This is a genomic window from Dyella sp. AD56 (genome assembly GCF_002878475.1).
Classification (GTDB): Bacteria; Pseudomonadota; Gammaproteobacteria; order Xanthomonadales; family Rhodanobacteraceae; genus Dyella.
This window is the reverse complement of sequence record NZ_NRDP01000012.1, coordinates 62,519-82,045: the sequence shown is the minus strand read 5'-3', so window position 1 is coordinate 82,045 and position 19,527 is coordinate 62,519. Positions and strand designations below refer to the sequence as shown.

Sequence of the window (19,527 nt, the reverse complement as noted above, 5' to 3'; positions counted from 1 at the left end):
TCCAGAGCCTGTGCTTAACCGTCGACATTGCCCTGCAACTCTACGCTCTTTTCGAAGTGCACCAGGAAGTCGACGTTGTACATAAAGGGAATACGCTTGTCGTAGCTAACGCTCAGCTGCGTTGCGTTGCCGTTGCGCTTGAAGCTGATGTCCTGTGGCGTAATGGTGTCATCACTTACGTACTGGAAATCCAGCTTCTTCATCAAGGCGCTCTTAACCTCTCCGGGCGTCCTGGCCGTGCCTTCCGACGCCAACTGGCCCATGGCCTTGCTCACGCCCATGAACTCTGTATAGGCAGGCACCAGCTTCATCGCCATATAGCCAAAAAAGCTCACCACCATGAGCACGATAAGAAACCCCATCAGGGTGATGCCCGTCTGCTTCGATTTCATAGTCCCCTCGCTATGCCGCCTTGCGGCGATTTCCGGCTGACTGGCATGGCGCCACCGAGACGCTCCGGCAGCGACTTGGCGCGCCCATTGTCGCGCCAAGTCCGCAAGGACGTCACCGGGCGCATGCCCATGGCCGTCACGCTTTTAGTGAATGACCGTACCCATGCGATGGAACGCGACACCCGAACCAGTCCAGCTGAGCCAGATCAGGAACGCCTTGCCGGCGAGATTCTGCTCCGGCAGACAACCCCACCAGCGGCTGTCCGTGCTGTTGTAACGATTGTCGCCCATCGCCAGGTAGCAGCCCTGCGGCACCACCAGCGGCACGTGCGGATTCGGCAACGGCGGTGGCACGGCATAGTTGGGCATGCGCGCGGTGAGATGGTTCACCACGCCACCTTCGCCGTTGGGCAGGTGCTCGTTCCACACAGTGGCACCCATTTCCAGCATCAGACGGGATTCGGCGCGCTTGGGGTCGCCCTCGTACGGACCGACCAGATCAGCGGCTACCGGCTGGCCATTCACGATCAGCTGGTCGCCGTGCATTTCCACCCGGTCACCCGGCAGGCCGATCACTCGCTTGATCCAGTTCTGGTTGGGCACCGGTGCATGCGGGTCCACGCAACTCTGGTCACCGCTGCGCACCAACTTGCCGCCGTCCTCGCACAAATAACCGGGAAAGCGGAATACCACCACGTCGCCACGCTTGGGCTCGCCCAGGCTCACAAACTTGTTGTTGAAGGCCGGCATGCGCAGGCCGTAGGCAAACTTGTTCACCAGGATGAAGTCGCCAACATCCAGCGTCGGCATCATCGAACCGGACGGAATGCGGAACGGCTCGGCCACGAACGAACGCAGCACCAATACCACCAGCACCACCGGGAACAACGAGCGGGCCCAGTCAACCGCGACCGGCTCGTGCATGTCCTTGCCCGAAGCCTCTGCTTTGGCCTTGCGCTGCTTATAGAAGAACAGGCGGTCCAGGCCCCATATGACACCGAACAACACGGTGAGGCCAAGCAGAATCGCCGAGAAATCAAAATCCATTGAAAGCTCCTCAGGAGCAGGGAACGGGGTTGCTGCAGTCAAACCGTATCGGAAAAGGCAGCGGAATACCTGCCCTGTCCGCTACTTTTCCGGGACCGGCTTTACTTGTCCACCTTGAGCACGGCAAGGAAGGCTTCCTGCGGAATCTCCACGCGGCCTACCTGCTTCATGCGCTTCTTGCCTTCCTTCTGCTTCTCCAGCAGCTTCTTCTTTCGGCTCACGTCGCCGCCGTAGCACTTGGCCAACACGTTCTTACGCAAAGCCTTCACGGTGGAACGGGCGACGATCTGGGCGCCGATGGCGGCCTGGATGGCCACGTCGAACTGCTGGCGCGGGATCAGGTCCTTCATGCGCTCAACCAGGTCACGGCCGCGACGCTCGGCGTGGACACGGTGCACGATCAGGCTGAGCGCATCCACGCGGTCGCCATTGATCAGCACATCCACACGCACGAACGGACCGGCCTCGAAGCGCTCGAAGTGGTAGTCCATCGAGGCGTAACCGCGCGACACTGACTTCAAGCGATCGAAGAAATCGAGCACCACTTCGGCCAACGGCATTTCGTAAGTGATCTGCACCTGCGTGGCGAGGTACTGAATGGAACGCTGCACGCCACGCTTCTCTTCGCACAGCGTGATGACGTTGCCGATGTAATCCGGCGGTGTGAGGATATTCGCGACGATGATCGGCTCGCGGATTTCCTGCATCAGATGCGCGGGCGGCAGCTTGGCCGGGTTGTCCAGCATCAGTATCGAGCCATCGCTCCTGAGCACCTCGTACACCACGGTGGGTGCGGTGGTGATCAAATCGAGATCGTACTCACGCTCCAGGCGCTCCTGCACGATTTCCATGTGCAGCATGCCAAGGAAGCCGCAGCGGAAGCCGAAGCCCATGGCCTCGGAGCTTTCGGGTTCGAAGAACAGAGCTGCATCGTTGAGGCGCAACTTGTCGAGCGCCTCGCGCAGGGCCGGATAGTCGTCAGCGGAGACCGGGAACAGGCCGGCGAACACGCGCGGCTGCATGGTCTGGAAGCCCGACAGCGGCTTGTCGGCGGGCTTGGCGGCGAGTGTCAGCGTGTCGCCGACGGGGGCGCCATGCACATCCTTGATCGATGCGGTGATCCAGCCCACTTCGCCCGACGAGAGCTTTTCGAGCTTCTTGCGCTTGGGCGTGAACACGCCTACTTCGCTGACTTCATGCGCACGGCCGGTGGACATCACCAGCAGCTTGTCGCCAGGCTTGATCTCACCCTGCACCACACGCACCAGCGAGACGACGCCGAGGTAGTTGTCGAACCACGAATCGATGATCAACGCCTGCAGGCGATCGGTATCACCCACCTTCGGCGGCGGAATGCGCGCAACGATGGCCTCGAGCACTTCGATCACGTTCTGGCCGGTCTTGGCGCTCACTGCAACGGCGTCATCGGCATCGATACCGATGACGGCTTCGATTTCGCCCTTCACCTTTTCCGGGTCGGCCGTCGGCAGGTCGATCTTATTGAGGACGGGCACCACTTCCAGGCCCATCTCCACGGCGGTGTAGCAGTTGGCGACGGATTGCGCCTCCACACCCTGGGCGGCGTCCACCACCAGCAACGCGCCCTCACAGGCAGCCAGCGAGCGGCTGACTTCATAGGAGAAGTCGACGTGACCGGGGGTATCGATGAAGTTGAGCTGGTAGGTCTTGCCGTCCCGCGCCGTGTACGGCAATGAGACGGACTGCGCCTTGATGGTGATACCGCGCTCGCGCTCGATCGGATTATTGTCGAGCACCTGCGCCTCCATCTCGCGCTCAGTCAGTCCGCCGCAGATCTGGATGATGCGATCGGCAAGCGTGGACTTGCCGTGATCGATGTGGGCGATGATGGAGAAGTTTCGGATCAGTTCCATGGAGCACGCTAGAGGCGTTCACTGACCTGCGGTACTCGCAGGCAGCGCAAGACCGGGATGGTCGTACGAACCCAGCATTATCGCATGGAACGAGGGGCCTTCGGGCACCCTGAAAAGTTAGCCACCCACGGTGGCTGGCGGGATCGGAACGCCCCGATAAGGGGGCGTCACGCGACCCTCCCTGCATCCGGAGCGACGGTAGCCCAAGCGCCCATCGCCCCGGCCCCGGTCGCGTTGAACGACCGGGTTACGACAAAGTCACGGCCCGCTGCGCTGCCATTCGCCGCGAACCACGACCTCATTCGTCCTTGCCACCGGGCACGGTAAGCCCGATGAAACCACTCTGATCGCCATGGCGGACCAGCAGAAGCACGGTGTCACCGGCCTTTGCGTCCTTCGTGGCGTCTCGGAATGCAGAAACGCTGCCAATCTTCTTCTGGTTGACCATGAGAATCACATCACCTGGCTGCAACCCGGCGCGAGTCGCCGCGGGGCCGGTGACATTACTGATGCCTACGCCTTCGCCCGCCTTGAGGCCCAGTTGCTGACGGCTATCGCTGTCCAGCTCCTGAACCGCCAAGCCAAGCGCGCTGACACCGGCACGGGCCGCAGGTTGGTCTGCGTCGCCAGAGGCTGCTACGGCATTCTTGTCACGTGGCATTTCAGCCACCATAACTGGCACGCTCTCTTTCTTACCGTCTCGCAGGATCTCGATCGTGGCCTTGGTGCCCGGAGGCGTCTGACCCACCAAGGGTGGTAGATCCGCGCTCGAATTGATGCTTTGGCCGTTGTAGGTAAGGATCACGTCACCCGGTCGAATACCGGCCTTTTCCGCCGCACTGCCCTTGTTCACCTGGGTTACCGCCGCGCCACTGGCATTGTCCAGCTTGAGTGCCTTGACCATGTCGTCGGTGACCTGCTGGACCATCACGCCAAGCTGCCCGCGCGACACATAGCCCTTGTCCTTGATCTGCTTGACCACGTTCATGGCCACATCGATCGGGATGGAGAAGGCCACGCCCTGGTAACCGCCCGTGTTGGAGTAGATCTGCGAATTGACGCCGACGACGCGCCCCTGCAGATCGAACAGCGGACCGCCGGAATTACCGCGATTGATCGGCACGTCAGTCTGAATGAACGACGTGTACGGCTGATCCTGACTGCCCAGGTTGCGCCCCACGGCACTCACGATGCCCTGGGTTACCGTGTAGTCAAAGCCAAACGGCGAGCCGATCGCCAGCACCCACTGTCCCGGCTTGAGGGAGCGCGAGTCACCGATGCTGACGGCGGGCAGCGCCGCTTTCGCATCGACCTTCAGTAGCGCGATGTCGTATTGCGGATCACTGCCCACGACCTTGGCGGTGAGCACGCGACGATCCTGCAGGCGAACGGTGACTGTGTCAGCACCATCCACTACATGCGTATTGGTGAGGACATAGCCGTCCGGCGAAATGATGAAACCGGAGCCCAGCGAGGTGCGCGCCTGCTCCTCCGGCGACGGCATCATCGGCATGCCGAAGAAGCGACGGAACATCTCCATCGACGGATCGTCGCTGTCGTCATCGCCCGGCGCCCCCGGCATGCTGCGCGCACCCGAGCGACCCTTGACCTGCTTCTTGCCGCTGTATTTAGCCTCGACGTGCACGACGGCAGGCGCGTTCTTCTGCACGATGCCGGTGAAATCGGGCAACCCTGATAGCGCGGGCGCCGCGGCTTGGGCCTGTACGCCGCCAGCCAGCGCCAAACTCATGACCACAACGCAAGACAGCGTTCGCAGAGCAAGTCGGTTCATGCACGTCTCCTTCGGCGTTTCAGGCACACCGAACCGGTCCGCAATGCGGACAGATTCGGTCAGATAAAAGGGAAACGATCAGGCCGTGGCGGTGTACACACGGCCGCCGGTTACTGCGGACCCGCCGCCTGGGCAGGCTGCTGCTGGTCCGGATGAACCAGAATCAGGTAGCTGCCATCGCCATTGCTCACGGCGGGATAGCGTGCCACCCGATAGGGCGTCAGGCTGTTGCGGGAGTACAGCAGGGTGTTGCTGTTGTCGCCATCCACCGTGGCCGAGGCCTGCTGGCTGATCTTGTAGGGGACCTCCGAGTAGACGTTCAGCCCCGGGGGGGCCACGGCCGGGGAATCCGAGCGCGCAGCCTGAGCGGTACTGGTCTCCATGGTCGTCGTCGACGGTGTCGATGCCACCTGAGGGGAGAGGTGATCCGCCCCCTGCCCGGCCGGCTGCGCCACCATCAGAGCGGCCACGGCCACGCCGGCGGCGATGGCGCCACCTGCCGACCAATGCAGCCAATGGCGACGCTTGCCCTGCTGTGCTGCCACGCCGTCTTGTTCGATGGCCAGCATCACTCGGGCGGCAAAACCGTCCGAGGCCAGCGGGGACAGCTCACGACGCAGGCCATCCCGGGCTATGTGATAGCGCGACCAAGCCTGCTGGAGCGGCATTTCGTGGTCGAGCCGTCGCAAGAGGAAGCGCAATTCTTCCTTCGACAGCTCGCCGTCCATGCCGGCAGAAAGGTTTTCGCGTTGATTATCAGTCATGGGGTCTTGTCCTCGCGGTCAGACAATAGCGGCCGCAACTTTTCATCGATAGCTTCGCGCGCCCGAAAAATACGTGAACGAACCGTACCGATCGGACAACCCATCGCCTCGGCGATTTCCTCGTAGCTGAGGCCGTCCACTTCACGCAGGGTGATCGCGGTCCGCAATTCCTCAGGCAGCGCTTGGACAGTGGAAAACACCGTTTGTTCAATTTCCTGTCGCATGAGCTCGCGCTCGGGGGTGGCGCTCTCGTGCATGCGGTCCGCGCCGGGCAGAAAAGCGGCATCGTCAATGGCGATGTCGTCGGCCGGCGGGCGACGCCCTAGGGCTACCAGATGGTTCTTTGCCGTGTTCACGGCAATTTTGTACAGCCAGGTATAGAAAGCACTCTCGCCACGGAAGGACGCAATGGCCCTCCAGGCACGAATGAATGCCTCCTGGGCCACGTCCTCGCACTCGGCGTAGTTCTTCACATACCGGGAAACCAAGCCGATCACCTTGTGCTGGTACTTGCGCACCAATACATCGAAGGCCCGCTTGTCACCCTGTTGGACGCGCTCGACCAGCGCACTGTCCAGTTCATTTTCGCCCATCCGGGCCATCTCCTTCGTCGATGCTGCCAAGCGCCCCGGGCTGTCTTGAGGATGGAAGCGGACTGCTCAGACAAGAACCAAGCGCTCTAGTTCAGCAAGCTTCATCCCGGGACGGCAAGTGCGCCCGTGGCGTTACCGATGATGGAAACGCACGGGCGCGCCTACGGAGCACCCGTTATGGCGAACAGGCCGCCACCACCCCAAGGGGCACGGCCCATGGACGCCTCAAGCGCCCTTGCCTGAAGTATGGGGCTCGGCGCGCGCCTTGCAAGTCAGGCGGCGGTTTCGCCCACCCCGGCGAGCAGGCGCTGGCGCTCCAGCAACAGCTTTTCGAAGACCGGCTGAGGCAGCGGGCGACAGAACAGGTAGCCCTGTAGTTCGTCGCAATGATTGGCGCGCAGGAACTCCATATGCTGCTCCGTCTCCACACCCTCGGCCACCACGCCCCGCTTGAGGCGATGCGCCATCTCGATGGTGGCGCGGACGATGGCCTCGTCGTCGGGATCGACGCCGATGTTCTTCACGAAACTCTGGTCGATCTTGATGCGGTCGGCGGGCAGCTTGCGCAGGTAGTCCAAAGAAGCAGCGCCGGTGCCGAAGTCGTCGATAGCGATGCGCACGCCCAGGCGATGCAAACCCTGCAGGTTCTCCACCAGATTCGGCGCCGCCTTGATGCTGATGCTCTCGGTGATCTCCATTTCCAGCAGATTGGCGTCCAGCCCGCTTTCGTCCAGGGCCGCCACCACGATCTCCAACAGGTTGGGCTGCATGAGCTGCACCGCCGACAGGTTCACGCCAAGGCGCAGGCCCAGACCGAAGCGACGCTCCCATTCCTGCGCGTGCCGGCAGGCCGCACGCAGCACCCACTCGCCGATGGAAACGATCAGACCCGTTTCCTCCGCCAGCGGAATGAAGAAGCCCGGGCCAATAAAGCCAAGCTCCGGGTGCTCCCAGCGCACCAGCGCCTCCATGCCCACGATGTCCTCCGTGACCGCATCCACCTGCGGCTGGTAGAACACGCGCAGCTCACCCTTATGCTCGGCATGCCGCAAGCCGGATTTCAACGCGAGATTCTGTTGCTGCGACTGCTCGGCACTGCCCTCGAAGATCTGATAGTTGTTGCGACCCAGACTCTTGGCGGCATACATGGCCTCATCCGCGTGCTTGAGCAGGGTATCGGCATCCGGTGCGTCGTCCGGGAAGAAGCTCACACCGATGGACGCCGTCACCTGCAGCTCCGTGCCGTCATCGATGCGTAATGGCGCACCCATCACCTGCACGATCTTTTCGGCAATGCGCAGCACATCCTCGTTCTTCACGATGTGTCGGAGGATCACCACGAACTCATCACCCGCGTAGCGGGCCACGGTGTCGGACGCGCGCACGGTGCTGCGCAACCGCTGCGTGGTGGTAAGCAACACCTGATCGCCCACGGCATGGCCGAGGGTGTCGTTGATGGTCTTGAAGCGGTCAAGGTCGACGAACAGCAGCGCGAAGCATTCGCCGGTGCGGTTGGCCTCCCGCATCACGGTATCGAGGCGATCATTGAAAAGCAGGCGATTCGGCAGCCCCGTCAGTGCATCGAGCAGGCCCTCAGCACGCCCCTGCTCGCGCGTGTGGCGCAATTCCAAGGCGTGGGCGAAGCGCGACGCTGCGACGCGCAATACCGGCTGCACGATCGCCAGCGATGGCAATGGCTGGCGGGTGCCTATCAGCAAGGCCCCCAGTACGGTGCGGCGCTCATCCTGCAAGGGCCATCCGGCGAAGCCGGCCAGGCCCAGCTGGGCAAGTAAGGGATCCATCGGCGCCAGGCGTGCCGCGTCGGCCTGGTGCAGCATGGCCTGACCAGAGAGCACCAGTCGCAGCGAGCTTTGCAGATGCGGCCCGGGCCAAAGCTGTTCGTCGCCACGCCAGTGCTGCACGAGCTGTATGGGTGCGCCGCCCTCATCGGGGCGGGCCGACCACACGGCCACATAGTCCAGCCCCACCTCCTCGTACAACAAGCGCGCCGCCTCGGCTATCCCTTCGTCACCCCCGCCGGAAGCAAACATGCGGGCAAGTAAGGCCAGAGCCACCTCAGCGCGCGCGCCCGCGCGATCGCTACGGAACATCAAGGCGACCGCGTCACGGCCCGCGTGTCGCACGGCGCGCGCACTCACCTCACCAGAGTCCGCTCCGCGCGAGGAACGCCGCCGCCCCGAATGCCATTGGCGCGAACCTTCGGCAATCACCTGCTCCACTGTCGTGTCGGTGAACGCCAGCAGTTCTTTGACGGGACGCCCGCGCAATTCGTGATCGCCCAACCCGCTGTTGCGCGCAACCGTGGGGCTGTAATCGAAGAGCAGCCCCCGCGCCGGGTCGACGATCAGCCACTCGGCATCGATCTCTTCAAAGGCAAACCGGTAGTCACTGTCTCCGGAGGCCGAGCCGCTCTCCGCACCACCCTGGCGCACCGCCATGCGATGCACGCGCTGCCAGCGCGAGAGCAGTTCGTGCTCGATCTGCGAGGCGTACAGCCAGTCCGCGACACCTGCCGGCAGCACGTTCGGCTTCAGCACGGCGCCATCATCAAGCACGGCAAGTATGGGCGCGCCGACGCAGGCCGGCATGCCGCGCAACACCTCGATACCGGCCATGGCCTCGCGACCATCGCCCTCGAAAACCATGACGATTAACGCCAGCGGCGCCCGACCTTCCAGCAGGATGCCCGCATGTGTAGCGTCACGCGCGGAATGCACCACGAAATGCCCGTCACGATCGAACGCATCGAACAGGGCGCGACGCAGCTCACGCTGTGCCGCAACGACGAGTATGCCTGCAGGACTCGCCATATCAGAGCATCCAACGACCGTCGCGCAAGCGCGGACGCTGTGCTGGCTTGGACTGGCAACTCAGGCGCACCAACACGTCGTTGAAACTCGCCACCAGCGCCTCCGGCGGGTCGAGCAATACCACGCGGCGCACATGCCCCGTCGCGGCGCGCGCTAACTGACGCAACAAAGTGGCATCGGCCATAGGGAGTGGCAGCGGCAGCCGCTGGAGGAAATAGACACCGAAATGGTTGCTCTGGAGCATGTACCGCAAGGCAATGTTGAGGCGCTGGGATCCGGGCAGCGCGACATGCTCTTCGCGCAGATTGCCTAGGCCGAGCTCAGGATTCCACAGGTAAACAGCCTGTCCGCTGCGCCGGACCAGAGGGCGCAATTGGCCGACCAGGCCGGCCGTTTCGCCACCGTCGAGCGCGATCAAGCTGCCCCGCGCGGCCAGGATGCGCTCGAGGACCTCTGCACCCGCATGGGCAGGACTGACGGGAGTGGCGATGGACGTATTCATGCCGGTCTAAATTACGTGCTCAAGAGCGCTTCGCATAGGGAGTAATCAAGCCTTGCCGGAAACCGCTGCGCATTTCATGCGGCAGCGCACAGCTCGCGTTTTTACGGGTCGTTCATTCATGCCAGTAGCCCGCCCCGCAGCGTCTCGCAATCCTCGCTACGGGAGGGTATGGTGCAAGGCTTCATGGCCACATTCTTTACCCCCATGTTCGAAGGATTGCGCTTCAATCATTGGAAGACGAGCCTGGATGACAGCGGCATCGTCACCCTGTCACTCGACCGCGCTGGCAGCAACGTCAATGCCATCTCCCGCGAGGTGCTGGACGAACTGGGGCAGATCGTCGAACGACTCGCCATTGAGAAGCCTGCCGGCGTCCTGATCCATTCGGCCAAGCCCTTCGGCTTTGCCGTCGGCGCCGACATCAAGGAATTCGTCACCTATGCCCAACACGGCACGGTGCTGGAGAACATCGAAAACGGCCAGCGCGTGTACGAATCGCTGGCCCGCCTACCCTGCCCTACGGTCGCGGCCATCCACGGCGCCTGCATGGGCGGCGGCACGGAGCTGATCCTGGCTTGTCGCCAACGCATTGCCGCAGACGATGAGAAGACCCGCATCGGCCTTCCCGAAGTGATGCTGGGCATCCATCCCGGTTGGGGTGGCACAGCCCGACTGCCACGTTTGATCGGCGCCACCGAAGCCTTGCCCGTCATGCTGACGGGTAAGGCCTTGTCGGCCAAGCGCGCGTTGTCATTGGGCGTCATCGACCGCCTTGCGCCACCGGCCGAGCTGCTGGCCGAGGCGCGCGCCCTGCTGCGTCGTCCGCATGTACGCCCACTTGCCCAGCGCACGAAGGCATGGGCTACCAATACCTGGCTGGCGCGGCAGATCCTCGCGCCGATGGTCATCAAGCAGACGGCCGCCAAGGTACGCAAAGAACACTACCCGGCCCCCTTTGCGCTGATCGATGTATGGAAGCGCGGCGGCGCCAGCATCCAGCAGCGACTGAAGCTCGAAGCGCGTTCGGTGGCCAAGCTGGCCGAAACCCCAACGGCGCAGAACCTGATCCGCATTTTCTTCCTTCAGGAGCGCCTGAAGGGACAAGGCAGCGACATCGATCACGGCATCAAACATGTGCACGTCGTGGGTGCCGGCGTGATGGGCGGCGACATCGCTGCCTGGGCGGCGTTCAAGGGCTTCGAGGTGACGCTGCAAGACCGCGAGATGAAGTTCATCCAGCCTGCGCTGGATCGCGCCCGCCAGCTCTACGAAAAGAAGCTCAAGACCGCCGATAAGGTCGAAGCCACCGTGCGACGCCTGCGCGCGGATGTCGAAGGCAAAGGCGTGGCCAACGCCGATCTTGCCATCGAGGCAATCTTCGAGAATGCCGAAGCGAAAAGAGCTTTGTACGCAATCATCGAGCCGCAGTTCCAGTCCAATGAACTACTCGCCACTAATACATCCAGCATTCCGCTGGATGAGCTCCGTGTCGGCCTGAAGGCACCCGAGCGCTTTCTCGGCCTGCACTTCTTCAACCCTGTCGCGCAGATGCCGCTGGTAGAAGTGGTGCGTCATGACCAATTGGATGCCAACGCAGAGAAACGCGCCCTGGCCTTCTGCAAAGCCATCGGCAAACTGCCGGTTGCGGTCAAGGGAACGCCGGGTTTCCTTGTCAATCGCATCCTGATGCCCTACCTGCTGGAAGCCATGCGCCTCTACAGCGAAGGTGTGCCGGGCCCCGTGCTCGACAAGGAGGCCAAAAAGTTCGGCATGCCCATGGGGCCGATCGAACTGGCCGACACCGTGGGCCTGGATGTGTGCGCCTCGGTCGGCAAGGAGCTGGCTCCTTTCCTGGGCCTGGAGCTTCCGCCCGGCCTTGAGGACAAACTCGCCGCCGGTAAGCGCGGAAAGAAGGACGGCCAGGGCATCTATGTGTGGCAGGACGGCAAGCCGCAGAAACCGGAAGTCGACCCCGACTATGCCGTGCCTGCAGACCTTCAGGACCGCATGATCCTCCCCATGGTCAACGAGGCTGTCGCCTGCCTTGCCGAGCACGTCGTGGATGACGCCGACCTGCTCGATGCAGGCGTGATCTTTGGCACCGGTTTCGCGCCGTTCCGTGGCGGCCCGATCCAATACGTGCGCAGCGAAGGCGCCACTGTCATCAAGGGCAAACTGGAACGCCTCGCACAACGCTACGGCGAACGTTTCACGCCAAAGAGCGGCTGGGATTTGCCAACGCTTACCAAGACCGGCTTCGACCTGCCGGCTGACGATGCGCAGGGTGTCGATACCGACGCCTGATCTCGATCCGTCATCACAACGCAAAACGCCCGGCATAGCCGGGCGTTTTTCTTGGCGCAATCAACGTGCCGGAATCACCACATCAAGTCGTCCGGGACACCATCTTCGCCAACACTACCTTCGCTGCCCGGCTCCACCAGCAGGGCGACCTGATGGACGTCGATTACCTTGACCTGCTCGGCCAGCTCGCGAGTCACCACGAGATAACGCCCCTGCTGCTGGATGACGGCAAGCTCGCCGGCATTGATCGCCTTGAGCTGGTCAGCGTCGACGTGCACGCGACGGATCTTTCCGCCGTACTCGAAATGGCGAACGTGCTCGACATCCGCCCTGTTCAACACCTTGCCCTCCAGCAACTGCTGGATCTTCAGCTTGCGCTCGCGACGCAGACGCGCCTCTTCAGCAGCTGCCTGCTCGGCGCGCTTTCGTTCATTGGCTTCGGTTTGCGCGCGGATCGCATAAGCCTTGGCCAGGTCTATCTCTTCCTGACTCTTGCCGCCCGAAGGCTTGCCGTGCGGCTTGTTGTGTTGTCCGGGTTTACCGCCCTTGGACGGCGAACCACCGTGGCGCGGCGGGAAGGACTTGCCCCCCTGTGGCGCCGACGGACGCTTCTCTTCACGGACCTGTTTGACGATACCGCTCTTGAGCAGTTGATCGCGCAGGGATTCGGCCATGGTTGAAACTCGCTTGCGTCGTACTGAAACGAAAAGGGTAACAATCAATAATGCGGCGGCGGTGGCTCACTGTGCGGATCATGCCCCTGCGACGTGCGCAGCGACGACAGCTCGCTGCGCAATCCGCGGATGACATCTTCCAGCGCCGCCAGGCGCATCGACAGCTCGGCATCGGCGGAAGCCAACGCGTTCACCGTATCGTCGACAAAGGTGAGCCGGACTTCAAGCTCCGTCAGACGCTGCTGCAAGGAATCGTCCGCCATGCTCACTGCCTCAGACTGCGGCCGCGACCGATACCGTAATACGCCAGCCCCGCCTCTTCCACTGCCCCGGGGTCATACAAATTGCGGCCGTCGAACAGCGCCGGCTCGGCGAGCAAGCCGCGGATACGCGCGAAATCCGGGCTGCGAAACGCCTTCCATTCGGTGACGATGGCAAGTACGTCCGCACCATCGAGTGCCTGGTAGGCACTGTCGCAAAGTGCAAGATCGTCGCGGTCGCCGTAGATGCGATGCGTTTCATGGCGTGCTTCGGGATCAAAAGCCCGCACCTTGGCGCCAGCATTCCATAGCGCTTCCATCAGGTTGCGACTGGAGGCTTCACGCATGTCGTCAGTGTTCGGCTTGAAGGCCAGGCCCCACAGCGCAATCGTCTTGCCGGCAAGCTGTCCATCGAAATGACGCGAGATCAAATCGAACAGCTTGGTCTTCTGATCGTGATTCACTGCCTCCACCGCACCGAGCAGACGGGCCTGATAGCCAACGCCGCGCGCTGTACGCTCCAGTGCCTGCACGTCCTTGGGGAAACACGAACCACCGTAACCGGCGCCGGGATAGATAAAGTGGTAGCCGATGCGCGGATCCGAGCCAATGCCCTGCCGCACCAGCTCCACGTCCGCACCCACGCGCTCGGCGATATTGGCGATCTCGTTCATGAAACTGATCTTGGTGGCCAGCATCGCGTTGGCCGCGTACTTGGTCAGCTCGGCCGAACGCTCGTCCATCACCACGGTGCGATCGTGGTTGCGGTTGAACGGCGCGTAGAGCTTGCGGAGTACGCCGATGGCACGCTCGCTGGAGCTGCCGATAATGATGCGATCGGGACGCAGGCAATCCTCCACGGCGTCGCCTTCCTTCAGAAATTCCGGATTGGACACCACGTCGAAATCGACGGCGACGCCGCGCTGGATCAGCTCGCTGGCGATCGCTTCGCGCACGCGGTCGGCGGTGCCGACGGGCACGGTCGACTTGTTCACCACCACCGTGTAGCGGTCCATGTGCTGGCCAATGGTTCGTGCCACACCGAGCACATACCTTAGGTCGGCACTGCCGTCTTCATCCGGCGGCGTACCCACGGCAATGAAGACCACTTGCCCATGGGCGATGGCCGGGGCCGGATCGGTCGTGAAGTCCAACTGTCCGCTGGCGTGGTTACGCTTGACGATGGGTTCCAAACCCGGCTCGTAGATCGGGATGTCGCCTTTCTTCAGACGCTCCACCTTGGCCACATCGATGTCGACGCAGACCACATGGTTGCCCATCTCTGCCAGACAGGCACCGGTGACCAGACCTACATAGCCGGTACCGAAGATCGTGACCTTCATTGTCGCGAAAACTCCAAGAGGCGAGGCCCGTAATTCTATCAGGCTGGATATGGCATCGGACGGCAGGAGAAACAGCCCTCGCCCGCAACACCGGCTGCGCCCTTAAAAAAGAACGGGGCGCGAATCGCTTCGCGCCCCGTGCATGCTTCTAAAGAGCTGTTCCGCGCGATGATTACTTCGCGCCGCCAGCCTGATCGCCAGCAGCCGTCGGCCCGGTCTTGACCAAGGTAACGTCGAAGATGATCGTCGCGTTCGGCGGGAAGCCGTTCTGCGGCTGCGCACCGTAGGCGATGTTCGACGGAATGAAGAACTTATAGTGACCGCCGACCTGCATCAGCTGCAGACCTTCGCGGAAGCCCGGGATCACGCCAGCGAGCGGGATCGAGGCCGGGCCTGCCGGATCGTGCTTGGACGAATCGTCAAACGTTTCGCCGCTGACGAACGTGCCGACATAGTTCACCTGCACGGTGTCGTTCGGACCCGGGCGGGCGCCGGTACCCTGGCTGATCACCTGGTACTGCAGACCCGAAGCGGTGGTCTTCACACCCGGAGCGGACTTGTTCTTGGCCAGGTAAGCAGCGCCTTCCGTCTGGTTCTTGGAGGCGACCTGGGTGTACTCGGCCTTCGCCTTCGCCTGCAGGTTGGCAACGAATGCGTCACGGACCTGCTTGGCTTCGGCTTCGCTCATGGTCGGCTTCTGACCCGACAGCGCGGACTGCAGCGCACGAGCCACGGTGGCCGGATCCACTTCTTCGCGGACCAGCGGCGGCAGCGAGCTCGCCAGGTCCCAACCGACCACGTAGCTGGCCTTGGTCTTATCGACCGCAGCCGGGGCGGCCGTCGCGGGGGCGGCGGACTTCGCGGCCTGTGCGTGCACGCCAGCGGTCATGCCCAGTGCAACAGCGAGCGCGGCCGCCGTCAGCGTGGGACGCAGAAAATGCTTCATGTGGAACTCCCTCGTATTTGGATGTACCGGCGCTACCGGACTCAAAGCCCCCCCGATGGAGGCAGGCCTCGCATTGTGCGGTGCTTGCTGAGTCTTGGCAACGATGTGGGGCGTCTGACCGTCAGTCGTGATTAAAAGTTCACGCTTCTTGTCAAAAACGCGGATTTTTACGAATCCTGCACGCCGAGTCGGCTAACGCGCCGACACCCTGATCAGGAATGTCCGTCGTCCGAACGCCCGGGCTTATCAAGCGTATCGCGCAAAGCAGCCTGCAAACGGGCATGCACCTGCACCAGACCACGCCACAACAGCCATGCCAGCAACAGCAAAACAAGCACTAGGACAATGGCAACCTCGCGTGGCGGCAGAATAGTCGACGCCAGCGCCGCCACCAGCAGGCCCAGTATCCACATGGTCGCCAGCGGAATGAAGCGCGCCAGCACGCCACGGATACGCATGTTGTAGGCGCCACCGATGCGTTCGGGAATACTCAGTTCCGCCAGCAACATGCCGAGGGCCGATGCCTTGCGATACGCCGCCACGATCATCGGCAGTGAGATCAGAGCGGCGATGGACCACGCCAGGCTGCGCTTTACCTGAGGGCTATCCGCAAGGAAATCCCAGTGGAAAAAGCCACGGCGATACAGGTAAGACATGATCAGGAAAGCGGCCACCACCAGCATCATGTTGATGATCACGTGCCAGACAAGGCGGCGGATCATCTTGGCCACGATAGCCCCCTGCCCGCCCAGACTCACATTGCCCATCCAGTCCGTGTAGGCGCTCAGAAGACTGGTAAGGCCGCCAGGCAGGCGCCGCGTGAGCACGTCGGCCAGCGGATCTGAGGCACGGATGAGGTACGGTGTGAGGAAGGTCGTTATGGCCGACACAGCCACCGCCACTGGGTAGAGGAAACTGCTGGTGACTTTCAGCGTCAGCCCTAGCGACGCGATGACGAACGAAAACTCACCAATCTGCGCTAACCCCATGCCTACACGCAGCGACGTGCGTCCATCATTGCCGGCGATGAAGGTTCCGAAGCTGCACGTGATTACCTTGCCCACTACCACTACGACGGTAACGACCAGGATCGGCAACCAGTACAGCTTGAGCATCGCCGGGTCGATCAACATGCCGATGGCAACGAAGAAGATGGCACTGAACATATCGCGCACTGGTCCGATGATGCGCTCGATCCGCATCACGCTCTGCGACTCACCTACGATGGCGCCGATCATGAAGGCGCCCAGGGCCACGCTGTAGCCCATCTCGGTCACCAGCAGGCAAAAGCCGAAGCACAGACCAAGCACCGCAACCAGCAGCACATCGTCGCGACTCACGCGCGCGATGTAGTCGACCACGCGAGGCACCAGCAGCAACCCGACGACCAGTGACACCGCCATGAAAAGCGTAAGCCGCCCCACCGCTGCTGCCGCTTCGGCCGCCTCCAAGCCGCCAGTGCTCGCAATACCCGTCAGCAACGCCATGAGCACAATGGCGATGACGTCCTCAATGATGAGGATGCCGAACATCAGCTGCGCGAAACGCTCGCGCTTGAGGTTCAGGCCATCCAGCGCCTTCATGATGATGGTCGTCGACGACATGGACAGCATGGCGCCAAGGAACAGCGCATCCATGGAAGTCCAGCCAAAGAAGCGCCCTATCTCGTAACCAAGCCAGACCATCAGCACGATTTCGCACAGGGCCGCCACCAGCGCCGCGCCGCCAACTTCGCGGAGCTTCTTCAGGCTGAATTCCAGCCCCAAAGCAAACAGCAGCAGGATCATGCCCAACTCGGAGAGCGTACGGATCGTCTGCTCGTCGTGGATGAAGACCACGGGAAACGTATAAGGGCCGACCAGCACGCCGGCGATGATGTATCCGAGTACGACTGGCTGACGCAGCCGTTGGAAGATCACCGTCGTCAGGCCCGCGATCAACATGACGGTCGCGAGGTCCTGGATAAAGTGCAAATCGTGCATCAGAGAAATCCGCAAGAACGTCCCGCAAGACTAACAACCACGGGCGAGATGAACAGCCCTACATGACGCCTGTGATCATTCCCTCACCACAACGGCGTTTTGCTGCATTGACGGCGCCGCATCAAAACGCCCGTAACTATTTGTTGTGATTCATTCGTGAAAAAAAGTTGAAAGAAATTCACAACGAATGCTTGACGAAATAGCCAACCCTATCTATTCTTTCGGGCTTCCAGAGGCACTTCGGGGCCATAGCTCAGCTGGGAGAGCGCCTGCATGGCATGCAGGAGGTCGGCGGTTCGATCCCGCCTGGCTCCACCAAAATTAGATACGTCCCCATCGTCTAGAGGCCTAGGACATCACCCTTTCACGGTGGCGACCGGGGTTCGAATCCCCGTGGGGACGCCACTCTAACGGCAAACCGGTTTCCGGCGTAACCTTAAGAGTGGTCAAGGATGAAATCTGTTGGTGTAGTACTGGAAGAAGTAAAAATGTGGAGCGGTAGTTCAGTCGGTTAGAATGCTGGCCTGTCACGCCGGAGGTCGCGGGTTCGAGTCCCGTCCGCTCCGCCACTTTACGAAGAGCCCGCCATTGGCGGGTTTTTTGTTGTCTGAATTTTGCCTATCGCTGTAGGAGCGCACTCTGTGTGCGACCTGCCAACAAAGCGATGACTACGGACTTCCGCAGCCGCACACAGGGTGCGCGCCTACAGAGTCTCATCCGGCGAGCGATGATCCTCCAGCCGCTCCAGCGTCCCCTTCGAATGCCCCTGCTCTGCCAGATATTCCAGCCAGCGGGAAAGAAACCCATTCATCCGCAAACGATGCTGTAGCACCGTGTGGGCCGGCGGAAACGGGCCGAGCACCTGCCACAAATGGCGGCCCGGATGGCAATGCAAGGCCTCGGCCACATGGGCGTCGGTGTACATGCGCAACTGCGCCGACGGCGACGGCTGACCCGTGTGCGCATCGACAAAGTTGTAGGTGAGCTCGAGCTCCAACGTGTACGGGTGCCGCTCCTGCACCTGCAAACGCACATCAAGGCCATCATCCACGCTGGATAGATAGAACCCCGGCGGTAGCTCCTGCGGCATAAACAGCCGCACCAGCCGATGATAGTTCTCGGCGTAAAGCCCCATCAGGAAGCCGAAACGTCCGGGCAACAAGGCTTGGCGACTGTCTAATACGGCACTCATGGGCGGCAGAAACTCCTCAGAACATGGTCCGCTCGATACCGAAGCGGTCAAAGATCTTGCTGGCAATCTCTTCGATGGACACGTGCGTGGTGTTGAGACTGGGAATGCTTTCGCGACGCATCAGCTTCTCGGCCTGCGCCAACTCCCAGCGACACTGCTCCAGCGTCGCATAACGGCTGCCGGCACGCCGCTGTTCGCGAATCTGCGCCAACCGCATGGGGTCGATGGTGAGACCAAACAGCCGATCCTTATACGGGCGCAGGCGCGCCGGCAGTTCTAGCTTGTCGAGGTCGTCGTCAGTCAGGGGGTAATTGGCGGCGCTGACACCGTAATGCAAGGCCATGTAGAGGCATGTTGGCGTCTTGCCGGAGCGCGACACCCCCACCAGGATCAGGTCGGCCTGAGCATAGTCCACGTCTATACCGTCGTCGTGTGACAACGCATAGTTCGTAGCGTTAATGCGAGCCTCGTATTTGTCGAAGTCCACCAAGCCGTGCGAGCGATTCACCGCACCGGAACGCTTGGCGCCCAGCTCCTCTTCCAGCGGACCGATGAATGGCGCGAACACGTCCAGCATCAGTCCGCCGCTCTCGGCCACGATCTCGCACAGCTCGCGCGACGCCATGGTGTTGACCACGATGGGACGCTCGCCGGTTTGCGCATAACGGGTCTTGATGCGCAGTGCCGCCGCCTCGGCTTTTTGGGCGTCGTCGATGAACGGCAAGCGGTGCTTGTCGAACTGCACGCCCTCAAACTGGGCCAAAATACTGTTGCCGATCGTTTCCGCCGTAATACCAGTGGAATCAGAGATATAAAAAACGGTTCGCTGCATGGCTAATCCAAAGTCCCTGGTGGTTCTTGACCATCACCTTAGCGCAAGGTGAAAAGCCTGTCTTTGCTTGACTCACAGCTGACTGGTATTGCGTTGGCGCTTGTTTTCGCCCGAATGGTCTTCTTGTGCTGCGCACCATCGGCAGCGGACAATACCAGTTCTTTGTAGCCCGATTTCTTGC

16 protein-coding genes and 3 tRNA genes are annotated in these 19,527 nt (G+C 61.9%); 4 read left to right on the top strand and 15 right to left on the bottom strand.

The window, feature by feature from the left end:
- Nucleotides 1-14: 14 nt before the first annotated feature.
- The 8 genes from DyAD56_RS10285 to DyAD56_RS10250 form a co-directional block, all read right to left on the bottom strand.
- Nucleotides 15-392, bottom strand: a complete 378-nt coding sequence (locus DyAD56_RS10285; RefSeq protein ID WP_102302674.1) for a DUF4845 domain-containing protein — start codon at nucleotides 390-392, stop codon at nucleotides 15-17.
- Nucleotides 393-536: 144 nt separating this feature from the next.
- The gene (gene lepB / locus DyAD56_RS10280) at nucleotides 537-1,439 is read right to left on the bottom strand and encodes a signal peptidase I (protein ID WP_102302673.1); all 903 of its coding nucleotides are present in this window, start codon (nucleotides 1,437-1,439) and stop codon (nucleotides 537-539) included.
- 101 nt (nucleotides 1,440-1,540) lie between these two features.
- Nucleotides 1,541-3,331: a translation elongation factor 4 gene (lepA, locus tag DyAD56_RS10275; RefSeq protein ID WP_102302672.1), complete on the bottom strand. Its 1,791-nt coding sequence runs from the start codon at nucleotides 3,329-3,331 to the stop codon at nucleotides 1,541-1,543.
- Nucleotides 3,332-3,629: 298 nt separating this feature from the next.
- Nucleotides 3,630-5,123: a DegQ family serine endoprotease gene (locus tag DyAD56_RS10270; RefSeq protein WP_102302671.1), complete on the bottom strand. Its 1,494-nt coding sequence runs from the start codon at nucleotides 5,121-5,123 to the stop codon at nucleotides 3,630-3,632.
- Nucleotides 5,124-5,233: 110 nt separating this feature from the next.
- Nucleotides 5,234-5,887, bottom strand: coding sequence for a sigma-E factor negative regulatory protein (locus DyAD56_RS10265; RefSeq protein ID WP_102302670.1), 654 nt, complete (start codon nucleotides 5,885-5,887; stop codon nucleotides 5,234-5,236).
- On the bottom strand, nucleotides 5,884-6,480 hold the full coding sequence (rpoE, locus tag DyAD56_RS10260; RefSeq protein WP_199178941.1) for an RNA polymerase sigma factor RpoE: 597 nt from the start codon (nucleotides 6,478-6,480) through the stop codon (nucleotides 5,884-5,886). Before rpoE ends, DyAD56_RS10265 begins: the two co-directional genes overlap by 4 nt.
- A gap of 272 nt (nucleotides 6,481-6,752) precedes the next feature.
- A complete protein-coding gene (locus tag DyAD56_RS10255) occupies nucleotides 6,753-9,311 on the bottom strand; it encodes a bifunctional diguanylate cyclase/phosphodiesterase (RefSeq protein ID WP_102302668.1) in 2,559 nt (852 codons plus the stop codon).
- Nucleotide 9,312: 1 nt separating this feature from the next.
- A complete protein-coding gene (locus DyAD56_RS10250; RefSeq protein ID WP_102302667.1) occupies nucleotides 9,313-9,813 on the bottom strand; it encodes a hypothetical protein in 501 nt (166 codons plus the stop codon).
- A 204-nt stretch (nucleotides 9,814-10,017) separates the two neighbouring features.
- Between DyAD56_RS10250 and DyAD56_RS10245 the strand changes: the two genes are divergently transcribed.
- Nucleotides 10,018-12,117, top strand: a complete 2,100-nt coding sequence (locus DyAD56_RS10245; protein WP_102302732.1) for a 3-hydroxyacyl-CoA dehydrogenase NAD-binding domain-containing protein — start codon at nucleotides 10,018-10,020, stop codon at nucleotides 12,115-12,117.
- A gap of 74 nt (nucleotides 12,118-12,191) precedes the next feature.
- Here DyAD56_RS10245 and DyAD56_RS10240 read toward each other — a convergent pair whose 3' ends face one another.
- From DyAD56_RS10240 to DyAD56_RS10220, 5 genes are all read right to left on the bottom strand, one after another.
- Nucleotides 12,192-12,791: a DUF2058 family protein gene (locus DyAD56_RS10240; RefSeq protein WP_102302666.1), complete on the bottom strand. Its 600-nt coding sequence runs from the start codon at nucleotides 12,789-12,791 to the stop codon at nucleotides 12,192-12,194.
- A gap of 44 nt (nucleotides 12,792-12,835) precedes the next feature.
- Nucleotides 12,836-13,054, bottom strand: coding sequence for a SlyX family protein (locus DyAD56_RS10235; protein ID WP_199045968.1), 219 nt, complete (start codon nucleotides 13,052-13,054; stop codon nucleotides 12,836-12,838).
- A gap of 2 nt (nucleotides 13,055-13,056) precedes the next feature.
- The gene (locus DyAD56_RS10230) at nucleotides 13,057-14,394 is read right to left on the bottom strand and encodes a UDP-glucose/GDP-mannose dehydrogenase family protein (protein ID WP_102302664.1); all 1,338 of its coding nucleotides are present in this window, start codon (nucleotides 14,392-14,394) and stop codon (nucleotides 13,057-13,059) included.
- 172 nt (nucleotides 14,395-14,566) lie between these two features.
- The gene (locus DyAD56_RS10225; protein WP_102302663.1) at nucleotides 14,567-15,340 is read right to left on the bottom strand and encodes an FKBP-type peptidyl-prolyl cis-trans isomerase; all 774 of its coding nucleotides are present in this window, start codon (nucleotides 15,338-15,340) and stop codon (nucleotides 14,567-14,569) included.
- A 212-nt stretch (nucleotides 15,341-15,552) separates the two neighbouring features.
- Entirely contained in the window at nucleotides 15,553-17,322 is a 1,770-nt protein-coding gene (locus DyAD56_RS10220; protein WP_102302662.1) for a cation:proton antiporter, read from the bottom strand.
- 242 nt (nucleotides 17,323-17,564) lie between these two features.
- On the opposite strand from DyAD56_RS10220, the gene DyAD56_RS10215 reads away from it, so the two are divergent.
- From DyAD56_RS10215 to DyAD56_RS10205, 3 genes are all read left to right on the top strand, one after another.
- Nucleotides 17,565-17,640, top strand: a tRNA-Ala gene (locus DyAD56_RS10215).
- An 11-nt stretch (nucleotides 17,641-17,651) separates the two neighbouring features.
- A tRNA-Glu gene (locus DyAD56_RS10210) sits at nucleotides 17,652-17,727 on the top strand.
- An 87-nt stretch (nucleotides 17,728-17,814) separates the two neighbouring features.
- Nucleotides 17,815-17,891, top strand: a tRNA-Asp gene (locus DyAD56_RS10205).
- A 134-nt stretch (nucleotides 17,892-18,025) separates the two neighbouring features.
- On the opposite strand, the gene DyAD56_RS10200 is transcribed toward DyAD56_RS10205, so the two are convergent.
- Together DyAD56_RS10200 and DyAD56_RS10195 are read right to left on the bottom strand one after the other, a co-directional pair.
- Nucleotides 18,026-18,514 carry a DUF1249 domain-containing protein gene (locus DyAD56_RS10200; RefSeq protein ID WP_102302661.1) on the bottom strand — a complete coding sequence of 163 codons (489 nt, stop codon included), beginning with the start codon at nucleotides 18,512-18,514 and terminating at the stop codon, nucleotides 18,026-18,028.
- Nucleotides 18,515-18,530: 16 nt separating this feature from the next.
- A complete protein-coding gene (locus DyAD56_RS10195; RefSeq protein WP_102302660.1) occupies nucleotides 18,531-19,346 on the bottom strand; it encodes a pyruvate, water dikinase regulatory protein in 816 nt (271 codons plus the stop codon).
- Nucleotides 19,347-19,527: the final 181 nt, after the last annotated feature.